This is a genomic window from Hydrogenophaga sp. PAMC20947 (genome assembly GCF_004795855.1).
Classification (GTDB): Bacteria; Pseudomonadota; Gammaproteobacteria; order Burkholderiales; family Burkholderiaceae_C; genus Hydrogenophaga.
The window spans coordinates 3,897,057-3,909,585 of sequence record NZ_CP039252.1 but is presented as its reverse complement, the minus strand read 5'-3'; the positions used below and the strand labels follow the sequence as shown (position 1 = coordinate 3,909,585).

Sequence of the window (12,529 nt, the reverse complement as noted above, 5' to 3'; positions counted from 1 at the left end):
GGTCTTACTTCGCCAGCACGGTGCGCACCGTGTCGGCCACGTTCTCGGGTGTGAAGCCAAAGTGCTTGAACAACACCGGCGCCGGGGCCGACTCACCGTAGGTGTCGAGGCCCACCACAGCGGCCACTCCGTACTTCCACCAGCCATCGGTGGAGCCCATTTCCACCGCCACGCGCGGCAGACCTTTGGGCAACACGCTGGCTTTGTACGCAGCGTCCTGGCGGTCAAATGTGGTGGTGCTGGGCATGGAAATCACGCGCACGGCGATCTTGTGTTCTTTGGCCAGCAACTCCTGCGTCTTCAGCGCCAACTGCACTTCAGAGCCGGTGGCGATGATGATGGCTTGCGCCTTTTTCTTCATGCCCACATCGGCCGGCTCGGACAGCACATAAGCGCCGCGGCTGATGTCGCCCAGTTCGTCTTTGGGTGCGTAGGGCAGGCCTTGGCGGCTCAGCAACAAAGCGGTTGGGCGGGTGGTGTTTTGCAGGGCCACGGCCCAGGCCACAGCCGTTTCAGCCGTGTCGCCCGGACGCCAGACATCCAGGTTGGGGATCAGGCGCAAGCTGGCGGCGTGTTCCACCGACTGGTGGGTCGGGCCGTCTTCGCCCAGGCCGATGGAGTCGTGCGTGAACACATGGATCACGCGCTGCTTCATCAGCGCGGCCATGCGAATGGCGTTGCGGCTGTAGTCGGAGAACGTGAGGAAGGTGCCACCGTAAGGGATGAAGCCACCGTGCAGTGCCACGCCGTTCATGATCGCGGCCATGCCGAATTCGCGCACGCCGTAGTTGATGTGGCGGCCCCCCACCATTTCACCGTTCGCGGCTTCGGTTTTCACCACATTGCCAGCCAGGTCGAAACGCAGGCTGGGGGTCGACTTGGTGTTGGTCAGATTGGAGCCGGTGAGGTCGGCAGAGCCGCCCAGCAACTCAGGCACGGCCGCGGTAAAAGCTTCCAGCGCGATCTGGCTGGCCTTGCGGCTGGCCACGGTCTCGGCTTTGGTGTGGGCGGCAACCACGGTGTCGAATGCGAGCTGGTTGAAGCCCTTGGGCAAGTCGCCCTTCATGCGGCGCACGAACTCTTTGGCTTCTGCCGGGAAGGCGGCCTTGTAGGCGGCGAACTTGCCGTTCCACTCGGCTTCCATGGCCTTGCCAGCAGCTTTAGCGTCCCAGGCGGCGTAGACATCTTTGGGAATCTTGAACGGCGCATGGGGCCAGCCCAGCGCTTCGCGGGTGAGCTGGATTTCTTCGGCGCCGAGTGGCTCGCCATGGGCCTTGGCGGTGTTGGCGCGGTTGGGGCTGCCTTGGCCGATCGCCGTTTTGCAGCAGATCAGCGTGGGTTTGTCGGCGCAGTTTTTCGCGAAGGCGATGGCCTTGTCCACGGCATCGGCATCGTGGCCGTCCACGGCACGAATCACGTTCCAGCCGCAGGCTTCGAAACGCTTGGGGGTGTCGTCGATGAACCAGGGGGCGACCTGGCCGTCGATGGAAATGCCGTTGTCGTCGTACAGGGCGATCAGTTTGTTGAGCTTCCAGGCGCCGGCCAGGGCCACGGCCTCGTGGCTGATGCCTTCCATCAGGCAGCCGTCGCCCAGGAACACGAAGGTGTTGTGGTCCACGATGGCATGGTGAACATCGCCAACGGTGCGGTTGAACTCCGAAGCCAGCAGCTTCTCGGCCAGCGCCATGCCCACGGCGTTGGTGAGGCCTTGACCCAGCGGACCGGTGGTGGTTTCCACGCCGGGGGTGTGTCCAACTTCAGGATGACCAGCGGTCTTGCTGCCGAGCTGGCGGAAGTTTTTCAGTTCCTGGATGGGCAGCTTGTAGCCGGTCAGGTGCAACAACGCGTAGATCAGCATGGAGCCATGGCCGTTGGACAGGACGAAGCGGTCGCGGTTGGCCCAGGCGGGGTTGGTGGGGTTGTGGCGCAGATGGCGGCCCCACAAGGCCACGGCCATGTCGGCCATGCCCATGGGAGCGCCCGGGTGGCCGGAATTGGCGGCCTGCACCGCGTCCATGGCGAGCGCGCGGATCGCGTTGGCCTGGGTCTGGGCGGACACGGTGGTTGGCGCTGGCGCCGGGGCTGCTGCGGAGGGGGTGGTGCTGGCTACGTCGGACATGGAATCCCAGATGGTTGGAAGGCGGCGGCGGGGCGCCAAACCCTGAATTTTATTCGCCCCGTGCCAACGGGGTGTCAAAGCGCCCGCCGCTCGTCAATAATGCGCAGGTGATATCCACCCCCAACCCCGCTACCCACACCGCTGGCGCCATGGTGCTGGCGGCTGGACGCGGCATGCGCATGCGCCCACTGACCGACGTGTGCCCCAAGCCTTTGCTGGAAGTCAAAGGCCTGCCATTGATGCAGTGGCCCATGGAGGCCCTGCACAAGGCCGGATGTGCCCGGCTGGTGGTGAACACGGCCTGGCTGGGTGAAAAGATTGAGGCACGATTCGCGTCGTGGTCAGACCAGCACCCCGGCGCGCACATCGCGTACTCCCATGAAGGTGTCGACTTTGGCTACGCGCTGGAAACCGCTGGCGGTATTTCCCGCGCGCTGCCGCTGCTCGACGATGTCTTCTGGGTGCTCGCAGGCGACGTCTACGTGCCAGACTTTGTTTTCAGCCAGGACAACGTTGACCGGTTTCGGGCCAGTGATCACCTTGCCCACCTGTGGCTGGTGCCGAATCCGGCGCACAACCCCCAAGGGGATTTTGGTCTGAGCGCCGAAGGCAAGGCACTCAACCAGGCCGAAGAGCGCTTCACCTTCAGCACCATCGCCCTGTACCGGCGCGCACTGTTTGAGCAGCCGTGGTGCCACACGCGGCCCGGCAACCCACAGGGCAGCGCGGCGGCCCTGGCGCCCTTGTTGCGCGCAGCGATGGACGCCGGCCTCGTCAGCGCCGAGCTCTACACCGGGGCCTGGACCGATGTGGGTACCCCGGAACGCCTTGCCGAGCTGAACCAGGCCCGACACGCCTGAGTTGCGATTTTTGCAAAAAAATGGGCCCCTGAAAGGGCCCATTTGTTGACGTGACGTCAAGCCAAGCTCACGGCACTTGAGGCGGTTCCGCTGGCCCACATACGGGCGGCGGCGTGCATTTTCCACTGCCTTTACCGGAACCCTTGCCCGAGTCTTTGCCCGAACCCTTGCTCCCGCACTTGCCAGAGTTCTTGCCGGAGTTTTTCCCGGAACCCTTGCCGTAGCTCTTTTTCCAGCGGCTTCCGGTCCAGGAAGAACCGCAACCGCGACCGCCACTGACTTCGGTCATTTCTTCCAGATTCAACACTCGCATCGTCATCTCTCCTTCAAAGTGTTTCCCCACAGGGGCTTGCGCCCGCAGCATCCATACAAGCGATGTGACATCGCCTCAAAATGAGTACAAAACGAATCATCACATTTTGTTTCGTACGGAAAAGGCATTATAAGCAATGTGACAAATTTGGCAAATGAGGGGCGGGGATTTCCGAAAACGCATGAGACAAGCCCGCCCGCCCGGCGACAGCAGGGTGCGCGCACAATTGCGGCATGTCACGCCCTGCCTACCCCTCAGCGTCGCCAGCGTTCGGCGCAGTCGCCACCACCGAAGAGCGCTTCCTCATGGGTCCCGGGCAACTGGACAGCTGGCTGGAGGACGCCGAGGCGTTGCGCCTCAGCCAACCCATGCCGGACCGCGCTGCCTTGACCGATTTGTGGCGCGCGGGCCAGGCCGAGTACGCCAGGCTGGAGCTCAGCGAACCCGGCATTGCCGACCGCCCCGCGGTCAAGCCCTTGCCCAAAGCCATGGACAAGCACATCGCCGCGTTGGTCGAGCGCGAGGGCGTCAGCCGCACCTTCGACACAGTGCCCGTCGCCTTCGGGCTCGTGCCGCTGGATGCCCTCATCGTTTCGCAGTACAGCATGACCCGGGCGGTGGTGGACCACATCGCAGCCGGGCACCCGGCACCCATCAGCCCACGGCGTCTGGCCGAGCTGTGCTTGCCCCTGAAAGCGCCCGCAGCCAGCTTTCGCCTGGCCGGGCGTTCCGAACGGGAATTCACTTTTGTCTCAGATGCCCACGACATGCGTTTTCTGGATGCCCAGGTGATTGAGCCCTTGAGCGTGCAGCAGGCGCCCGTGATGGGACACCCGCAAGCGGTGGTGGCGCTCACCGTGGGGTTCAGCGCCAACCTGCTCAATGCCGTGCGCTTCAACGGACGGATCGCCCTCAACAACGGTCACCACCGGGCACTGGCCCTGCGCGCCCTGGGCCTGACACACGCGCCCTGTCTGATCCAGCCCTGTGCCTCAATGGAGGATGTGCAACAGGCGGCGTCCTCGGAAATCCTGCACAACGCCGATCTGTACTTCAACGCGCCCCGTCCACCGCTGCTGCGCGATTTCGACAATCCTTTGCTGGCGCACAGCTTTGCCGCCCCGCGCATGCGCCGGGTCCTGACCCTCAAACTGGACGTGCAACGGCGGCTGCTGGCGCTCTAGGGTCTGTGAACACCCATTGCCCCTCATCCCCGAAGAATCGCCAAGCCATCGCACAATCATGACCATGGACAACACCAACCCACACACGATTTACGCCCAACGCCGAGCACGCCTGGCTGCCCAATTGGGCGCCGGTGGCATCGCCATCGTGCCCACGGCGCCCGAACAGCCGCGCAACCGCGACAGCGATTTCCTGTTTCGCCACGATTCCTATTTTTATTACCTCACCGGCTTCACCGAGCCCAACGCCTGGCTGGTGTTGACCGCCGAGGGCGAGAGCACGCTGTTTTGCAACCCCAAAGACGCCGAGCGCGAAGTGTGGGATGGCCTGCGCCTGGGCCCTGAAGCCGCGCCCGACACGTTGGGCGTGAGCGCTGCCGTGTCCAGCGCAGACCTCGACTCCCGCCTGCCCAAGCTGCTGGAGAACCGCAGCGCGGTCTGGTACCCCTTCGCCACCCACAAGACCCTGGCCGGCCGGGTCAACGACTGGCTGGACCCGGTGCGCGCGCGGGTGCGCTTCGGTGCCGTGTGTCCCGAACAACAGCGCGATCTCTGCGGGCCGCTCGACGAAATGCGGCTCATCAAAGACGCCCACGAGCAGGATGTGATGCGCCGTGCAGCGCAGATCAGTGCGCGGGCCCACATCCGTGCCATGCAGCGCAGCGCGGCCATGTTGCGGGCGGGGCAGGATGTGCGCGAATACCACCTGGACGCCGAACTGCTGCACGAATTCCGGCAGCAGGGCTCGCAGTACCCCGCCTACGGCAGCATCGTGGCGGCCGGGGCAAACGCCTGCATCCTGCATTACCGCGCCGATGCCGCACCGATCCGCGACGGCGAGCTGGTGCTGATCGACGCCGGCTGCGAGCTGGACGGCTACGCCAGCGACATCACGCGCACGTTCCCCGCCAACGGTCGGTTCACCGGCCCACAACGCACGCTGTACGACCTGGTGCTGGCGTCACAAGAGGCCGCCGTGGCAGCGACCCGAGCCGGCGCACGCTTCACCGATCCACACGATGCCACGGTGGCCGTGCTGGCCCAGGGTCTGCTGGATGTCGGCCTGCTGGACAAAAACAAGGTCGGAACCGCGCAGGACGTGATCGCCAACCGCAGCTACTTCCCGTTCTACATGCACCGCACCGGCCACTGGCTGGGCATGGACGTGCACGACTGCGGCAGCTATGTCGAACCCGGTGAACTGGGCCAGGTGAAGGAGCGCAAGGATGCGCTGTCAGGCGAAGTCATCAAGGACCGGCCCAGCCGCATCCTGCGGGCGGGTATGGTGCTGACCATCGAGCCGGGCCTGTATGTGCGCCCCGCCGAGGGTGTGCCGGAGCCGTTCTGGAACATCGGTATCCGCATCGAGGACGACGCCATCGTCACCGACACGGGCTGTGAGCTGATCAGCCGTGGTGTGCCGGTGACAGCGGACGAGATCGAAGCGCTGATGCGCGGTTGAACGCCAGACCACCTGCCATGCAACTGCTGAGCGTCAACACCGGCCTGTCCAGGCCTTTGCGCGTGGCCGGTGGGCGCAGTGTGCTGTCGGCCATCGGCAAGGCCCCGGTGGCGGGTCCTGTGGCTGTCGTGGCGATGGGTTTGCAGGGGGACGATCAGGCCGATCCCAGCGTTCACGGCGGTCTGGACAAGGCGGTCTATGCCTACCCGACCGAGCACCTGGCTTTCTGGGCGCAAGAGCGGTGCGAACACCGTGTGAGCCTGTTCGACGCCCCCCTGCCGTTCGGCTTCATGGGCGAAAACCTGAGCATTTCCGGCCTGCTGGAGGCGGAGGTCTGGATCGGCGATACCCTGCACTTTCCCGACTGCGCCCTGCGTGTGACAGCGCCGCGTGAGCCTTGCTTCAAATTCACCGCCATCATGGGTTTCTCCCAGGCTGGCAAACGCATGATGCAGCAAGGCTGCCCCGGCTTTTACCTGTCGGTGGCGCAAACAGGCCACATCCAGGCGGGTCAGGCGTTCACACTGGAGCCCGGTCAACGCGGGCTGACGGTGAGCGAAGCCTTTCAGGCCAAGCGCATCAAGCACCTGCGTTGAACGCCCGCGACGCTTTCACCCTTATGCTGTGGGGGCCGTTCAATCCGTTGTTCCTGCGGCGAACGGGCGACAATGGCGTGATTCGATTCCAGCCACTTTCCTGAGACACCACCCCATGAGCACCGAACGCGTTCTGTTTGCCTTTGTCATCGTGCTGGCGCTGACGCTCAACGTCGGTTTCATCGCTGGCGACATCAACGACATCAACCACCACAACGTCTACGAACTCTTCGCCGCGCTGGTGGTCAGCCTGATCGCCACGGTGATGAAGTTCGGTGATCGCTCCCCTCTGGGCTCCAGCATGCTGGCCACCAGTCTGGTGGCCGATCTGCAGCTCATCGCCGCCGCCACCGCCTGGGGGTTTTACGCTTCTGGGGGCGCCGCCCTCACCGCCCACCAAGGCGCAACGGTGGTCTCGTTGTCCATCGGTGCTGCGGTGGCCAACGTGGTCTCGGTGGTGTTGCTCATCATCGAGATGGCCAACCTGCGCCGCTGAAATTGCGCCGATGATCACCCCCGGCAACCGCACCCGCCACGGCATCTTCATTCTGCTGCGCCGCCTGCGCCAGCCGCTGGTGGTGCTCATTGGCGTGTACGCCGTGGCCGTGCTGGGCTTCACCCTGATCCCAGGCCAGGCGCCCGACGGCCAACCGTGGCGCATGGGTTTTTTGCATGCGTTCTATTTCGTCAGCTTCCTGGGCACCACCATTGGCCTGGGCGAAATCCCTTACCCTTTCACCGACCCGCAACGCCTGTGGGCCACGGCTTCGATCTACGGCACGGTGGTGGCCTGGTTGTACGGCATTGGCGCCCTGTTCGGCATCTTGCAAGACCCGCTGTTTCGCCGCATCCTGCATGAGAACGGCGTGGAACGCGCAGTGCGCCGCATCCGCGAGCCGTTCTACCTGATCTGCGGCTACGACGACACCGGCAGCCGCGTGGCCCGCGAGCTCTCGGAAGACGGTGCGCGCATGGTGGTGATCGACATCATGCCCCAGCGCGTGGACACCGTGGAGGTGGACGACCTCACTTTCAGCGTGCCCGCGCTCAAAGGAGATGCCAGCGATCCCATGTCGCTGGTACTGGCCGGCCTCAGAAGTCCGCATTGCGCTGGCGTGCTCGCGCTGACGGGCGACGACCAAGTCAACACCAAGATCGCGCTCACAGCGCACCTGCTGAACCCGGAGGTGCCGGTGCTGTCGACCGCACGGGACCATGCCTCGCATGCCCGCATGGCCGCCGCTGGCGCGGACCACATCATCAATCCTTACGACCAGTTCGCCGAGCGGGTGGCCACCTCGATCCGCACGCCCAGCCTGCAGGTGATCTACAACGCGCTCACGCTGCAACACGGCACAGCCATGCATGCGCGGCCCGACCTGCCCCACGGACGCTGGCTGCTTTGCGGCACGGGCCTGTTCACCCGCACGCTTCGGCGCCAGCTCGAGCGGCTGGACATCGAAACAGTGATCGTTGACCCGCACCTGGCCGACGAAGACATCGACGCACACAACTTCCACGGCGACCCCACCGACCCCTCTGTCTTGCGAGAGGCCGGCATCGAAGACGCCAATGCGATCGTGGCGGGCACCGAAATAGACGTGGACAACCTGGCCATCGCCCTGGCCGCGCGCCCGCTCAACAAGACGCTGGTCATCGTGGCGCGTCAAACCCAGCAGCGCAACACCCAGGTGTTCAAGGCCAGCCCGGCCCAACTGGTGATGCTCAACGGTCACGTGGCAGCGGCTGAGGTGTTGCGCGTGATTCGAGCCCCCCAGCTGGCCACGTTTTTGCGCAAGGCACGGGACGAAGACGAAGCCTGGGCGGAGCAGCTGTTGCTGCGCATGCGCGCCACGTTTGGTGACTCGGTCGTGGAGTCATGGTCCCTGGACATCATGCCGGCGCAAGCGCGGGCGGTGTGCACCGCTTTGAAACGCGGTGAAACAGTAGAACTGCAGCAACTGATGGTGCGCCCCAATGGCAGCCAGTACCTGGTGCGCGCCATTCCTTTGCTGCTGCAGCGCGGCAAAGAGCGCATCTTGTTGCCCCATCTGCACACGCCGCTGCAAGAGGGCGATCATCTGCTGTGCTGCGGTCAGGAGCGCGCGCGCGCCACCATGCGACACAACATCCTTGGGGTGGGTGTGCCCAAGGGCCCGGAAGGCAAATCGCTGTGGGTGGCGCCGGCGCTGCCCCAGAAAATGCTCATCGAACGCGATCCCGAAGATTCGGAAATGGGGCCGCTGACCCAGTCAGGCTAGGCGTCGGCGCGGCAGAAGGCATCGCAGCGAAACGCACGCAACCCGAGGATCGTGTGGGGCGACCGACAAGCGCAGGGTGTGCCTCTGGGCGCAGAAGGCGAAACCGCATTGGACCGGTTTGTCGTGCATTGAGCCGATGTCCCATCTGCCGCGCTGGCTCATGGGCCCCCGCCCAGCTCAGTCCTGCAGCCGGTCGCGTTCCTTCGTCGATGCGGCTGTTGAGGGCCATGGCGAGCGCCCTTCCGACGCGGCCACGCGCACATCGAGGGTGCCAGAGCGGATGTGCAGGTCGCGCTGGGGAAAGGGAATCGCGATGCCCCGCTGGTGCAACTCGTCGTCCAGAGCCCACATGAGGTCGGCATGGGCCGATCCGGGGCGTGTGGTGAGTATGCGGTCGGCCCACACGACCAACTCGTAGTTCATGGCGTTGTCGCCGTAGGCCACCAGCCAGACCGTGCTTTTTTTCTTGTCGGTTTCCATCACGCCGGGGATTCGCTTGGCGGCAGCAATGCCGGCTTCGCGCACCATTTCCTTGGGTGTGCCGTAGGCCACGCCAAACGGAATGTGCATGCGGCGGTAGGCATCACCCAGAGTCCAGTTGACCACGCGCCCGTTGATGAACTCCGAATTGGGGACGACTACGTCGAGGGCATCGTTGCTGGTGATGCGGGTGTAGCGCATCGCGATTTCGCTCACGTGGCCGCGCACACCCGACTCCAGCTCCACGAAGTCACCCACCTTCAGGCTGCGCTCGAGGAGAATGATGACGCCCGACACAAAGTTGCTCACCACATGTTGAAGGCCAAAACCCAGACCAACCGCCAGCGCACTGCCCAGCAGCGCGATGCTGGAGAGATCGATGCCCAGGTACTCCAGGCCGATCAAGGTACCGACCGCCCAGACGACATAGCGCAGAAGCCGGCTCAACATCAGCATGCCGGCGTATTTCCAGGGCTCGGTCGCTGCGCGTCGGGCCACGATGCGCTGCACCATGCGCTCCATCAGGCTCGCCACCCACCAGAGCACCACCACAAAAACCACCGCACTCGTCAAACCACCCACTGTGATGACGCTGGTTCCGATCGAGAAAAGGGTGCGCCCCATGAAGTCCACAACAAGCTGGCTGAAATCGGGGTTCATGAAGTGGGCCCAGGTGAAAAAATCGGCGGGTCGAACGATGACCGAGCAACAGATCGCGTCGCGAAATGGGCCCAGGTCGGCTCAGTATAGGGAGGCGGAGGGTCGGTGGACAGCGCTGTCGCACAATGGCATATCCGCAGACCCTGCCCCACCTTTTCCCACGATCTATGCCCGCTCCACACCTTGCCGAAACGGCAGCGCCTCGCGTGTTGTGCCTCACCATGAACCCCTCGGTGGATCTGGCCACCGAGACGCCCCGTGTGTTGCCCACCCACAAATTGCGTTGCAGCGATGCGGTGCACGACGCCGGCGGTGGCGGGATCAACGTGGCCCGCGTGATCACACGCCTCGGGGGTACTTGCGACTCGGTCTGCCCGGCCGGAGGGCCTTCAGGCCACTGGCTGGAAGTGCGCATGGCCCAGGATGGTTTGCGTTACACCACCATTCCGATTGCCGAAGAGACCCGGGTGAGTTTTTGCGTTCACGAAGGAGAGACCGGGGAAGAGTTTCGCTTCGTGATGCCTGGGCCGCGCCTCGCGGCGTCAGAATGGCAGGCCTGCCTGGACCACCTGACCCACATGGCGGTTTTTCCCGATTACCTGGTGGCCAGTGGCAGCTTGCCGCCCGGCGTGCCCGACGATTTCTACGCACGGCTGGCCAAGCTGTGCCGGGAGCGGGGGTCAAAACTGGTGATGGATGGCTCCGGGCCAGCGCTCGCGGCCGCTCTGGCTGAAGGCGTTTTTCTCTGGAAACCCAACCTCAAGGAGCTGACCGAGTTCACTGGGCTGGCGCTGCGCACGCCAGTCGAATGGCAAGCCGCGGCCGCTCGGTGTGTGGCCCGGGGCCAGGCCGAGGTGGTGGCATTGACCCTGGGCCACCTGGGGGCCTTGCTGGTCACCCGGGAGGGTATTTGGAGCGCCCCGGCGCTGGCCATCGAAGTCGCCAGTGCGGTAGGGGCAGGCGACAGCTTTGTGGGCGGCATGGTCTGGGGACTGCAAAGCGGTTTGTCGCTGCCGGACGCGTTCGCCTGGGGGGTCGCATCCGGGTCGGCGGCCCTGATGTCGGTGAGCACAGGCCTGTCCCGACGAGAAGATGCTCAGCAGCTGTTTCCCCGGGTTCGGCTCACCCAAGACCCGAACCCAGCCGCGGCCTGATTTCACCCGGCTTGCCAGGCTTGCCGCCGTTCGCGGCACTGTCGAGCAGGGCGATGGCCTACGGTCCGCCACCACGCCACCGAGCGGCCGGACGCCGGACGCCGGACAGCAAAACGCCTTCGCCCGAGCCGCGTTTTCATCGGCAACCCGCCCGGCAATGTCCCAAACATCTGTTGAATGGACCGCTGGTGCCATCGTGCATAATGCAAACCAGAATCGTTCTCATTCACATACAGGATTCAACACACCATGCATTTCAATGCCCTTGCAGCCGCCATTTTGGCCGCATCCTCGTTCTCGCTGAGCAGCCTACCTGCCATGGCCGCAGCCCCTGAACAAGCGGCAATCACCGCCGCCGCCGCCAGCCCAGACGCCGTCGCCCGCCACTATGCCGCGCTGGTATTTGCCAACTACAGCGACACGCTGGCGTCCGCCCAAGACCTGCAGGCCGCAATCGCTGTGTTCGTCAAATCGCCCTCGGAAGACGGGCTGAAGCAGGCCCGTCAGGCCTGGCGCGATGCGCGCGAGTTCTACGGTCAGACCGAGGCATTCCGTTTTTACGGTGGCCCCATCGACGACAAAAATGGACCCGAAGGCCAGATCAATGCCTGGCCGCTGGACGAAGCCTATGTGGACTACGTGGAAGGCAAGCCCAAGGCGGGCCTGGTGAACAACCTCAAAATCAAAATCACCAAGGCGGCCTTGATCAAGGCCAACGAGCGCGGCGGCGAAGAAAACATCAGCGCCGGTTGGCACGCCATCGAATTCCTGCTGTGGGGTCAGGATCTGAGCGAAACCGGCCCAGGTAACCGCTCGTTTGAAGACTACGTCGCGGGCAAAGGCGCCAACGCCGAGCGCCGGGCCCAATACCTCACCGTCGCCACCGCCTTGCTCGTGGACGACCTCACCGGGGTCACCCAGGCCTGGGCACCCAACGCGAAGAACTACCGCGCCCAGTTTGAAAAAGGCGGCAAAGAATCGGTGCGCAAAATGATTGTGGGCCTGGGTTCCCTGTCCCGTGGTGAGCTCTCGGGCGAACGCATGGAAGTGGCGCTGAACTCGCAAGACCAGGAAGACGAGCACTCCTGCTTTTCCGACAACACCCACCGCGATGTGGTCACCAACGCCAAAGGCATTCAAAACGTCTGGCTGGGTCGGTACCAGCAGCGCGACGGCAAGTCCCTGACGGGCCTGGGTCTGCGCGATCTGGTCGCAGTCAAAGACACCACACTGGCGGACAAGACAACCGCCCAGATCAACGCCTCGGTGACCAGTGCAGAAGCGATTCCTGCCCCCTTTGATCAAGCCATTGCCAAAGGTGCACCCGGTCGCCCTGCGATCGAGAAGACCGTGGCCAGCCTGGTGGCGCAGTCCAAGCTGCTGGGCGAATCAGCGTCTGCGGTCGGCATCACCAAGCTGACACTGGTGGCGCCCTGAACG

General features: G+C 64.3%; 11 protein-coding genes. 8 read left to right on the top strand and 3 right to left on the bottom strand.

What is annotated here, in order from left to right; genetic code table 11:
- Positions 1–4 precede the first annotated feature (4 nt).
- The gene (gene tkt, locus E5678_RS17895; RefSeq protein WP_247597048.1) at positions 5–2,017 is read right to left on the bottom strand and encodes a transketolase; all 2,013 of its coding nucleotides are present in this window, start codon (positions 2,015–2,017) and stop codon (positions 5–7) included.
- 251 nt (positions 2,018–2,268) lie between these two features.
- Here tkt and E5678_RS17890 point away from each other — a divergent pair, with 251 nt between their 5' ends.
- Positions 2,269–2,979, top strand: coding sequence for a nucleotidyltransferase family protein (locus tag E5678_RS17890; RefSeq protein WP_136180845.1), 711 nt, complete (start codon positions 2,269–2,271; stop codon positions 2,977–2,979).
- A 67-nt stretch (positions 2,980–3,046) separates the two neighbouring features.
- Here E5678_RS17890 and E5678_RS17885 read toward each other — a convergent pair whose 3' ends face one another.
- Positions 3,047–3,292 carry a hypothetical protein gene (locus E5678_RS17885; RefSeq protein WP_136179788.1) on the bottom strand — a complete coding sequence of 82 codons (246 nt, stop codon included), beginning with the start codon at positions 3,290–3,292 and terminating at the stop codon, positions 3,047–3,049.
- A gap of 233 nt (positions 3,293–3,525) precedes the next feature.
- On the opposite strand from E5678_RS17885, the gene E5678_RS17880 reads away from it, so the two are divergent.
- The 5 genes from E5678_RS17880 (at position 3,526) to E5678_RS17860 (ending at position 8,795) form a co-directional block, all read left to right on the top strand.
- Positions 3,526–4,476, top strand: coding sequence for a hypothetical protein (locus tag E5678_RS17880; RefSeq protein ID WP_136179787.1), 951 nt, complete (start codon positions 3,526–3,528; stop codon positions 4,474–4,476).
- Between the two features lie 64 nt (positions 4,477–4,540).
- Positions 4,541–5,938 (top strand): aminopeptidase P N-terminal domain-containing protein, encoded by a 1,398-nt coding sequence (locus E5678_RS17875; RefSeq protein ID WP_136179786.1) that lies wholly within the window; start codon positions 4,541–4,543, stop codon positions 5,936–5,938.
- A gap of 17 nt (positions 5,939–5,955) precedes the next feature.
- Positions 5,956–6,534, top strand: a complete 579-nt coding sequence (locus tag E5678_RS17870; protein ID WP_136179785.1) for an MOSC domain-containing protein — start codon at positions 5,956–5,958, stop codon at positions 6,532–6,534.
- A gap of 115 nt (positions 6,535–6,649) precedes the next feature.
- Positions 6,650–7,030, top strand: a complete 381-nt coding sequence (locus E5678_RS17865) for a DUF6394 family protein (RefSeq protein WP_136179784.1) — start codon at positions 6,650–6,652, stop codon at positions 7,028–7,030.
- A 10-nt stretch (positions 7,031–7,040) separates the two neighbouring features.
- Positions 7,041–8,795, top strand: coding sequence for an NAD-binding protein (locus E5678_RS17860; RefSeq protein ID WP_136179783.1), 1,755 nt, complete (start codon positions 7,041–7,043; stop codon positions 8,793–8,795).
- Positions 8,796–8,972: 177 nt separating this feature from the next.
- On the opposite strand, the gene E5678_RS17855 is transcribed toward E5678_RS17860, so the two are convergent.
- A complete protein-coding gene (locus E5678_RS17855; protein WP_136179782.1) occupies positions 8,973–9,935 on the bottom strand; it encodes a mechanosensitive ion channel domain-containing protein in 963 nt (320 codons plus the stop codon).
- Between the two features lie 167 nt (positions 9,936–10,102).
- On the opposite strand from E5678_RS17855, the gene E5678_RS17850 reads away from it, so the two are divergent.
- A complete protein-coding gene (locus E5678_RS17850) occupies positions 10,103–11,089 on the top strand; it encodes a 1-phosphofructokinase family hexose kinase (protein ID WP_136179781.1) in 987 nt (328 codons plus the stop codon).
- A 318-nt stretch (positions 11,090–11,407) separates the two neighbouring features.
- A complete protein-coding gene (locus E5678_RS17845; RefSeq protein ID WP_247597047.1) occupies positions 11,408–12,526 on the top strand; it encodes an imelysin family protein in 1,119 nt (372 codons plus the stop codon).
- Positions 12,527–12,529 lie beyond the last annotated feature (3 nt).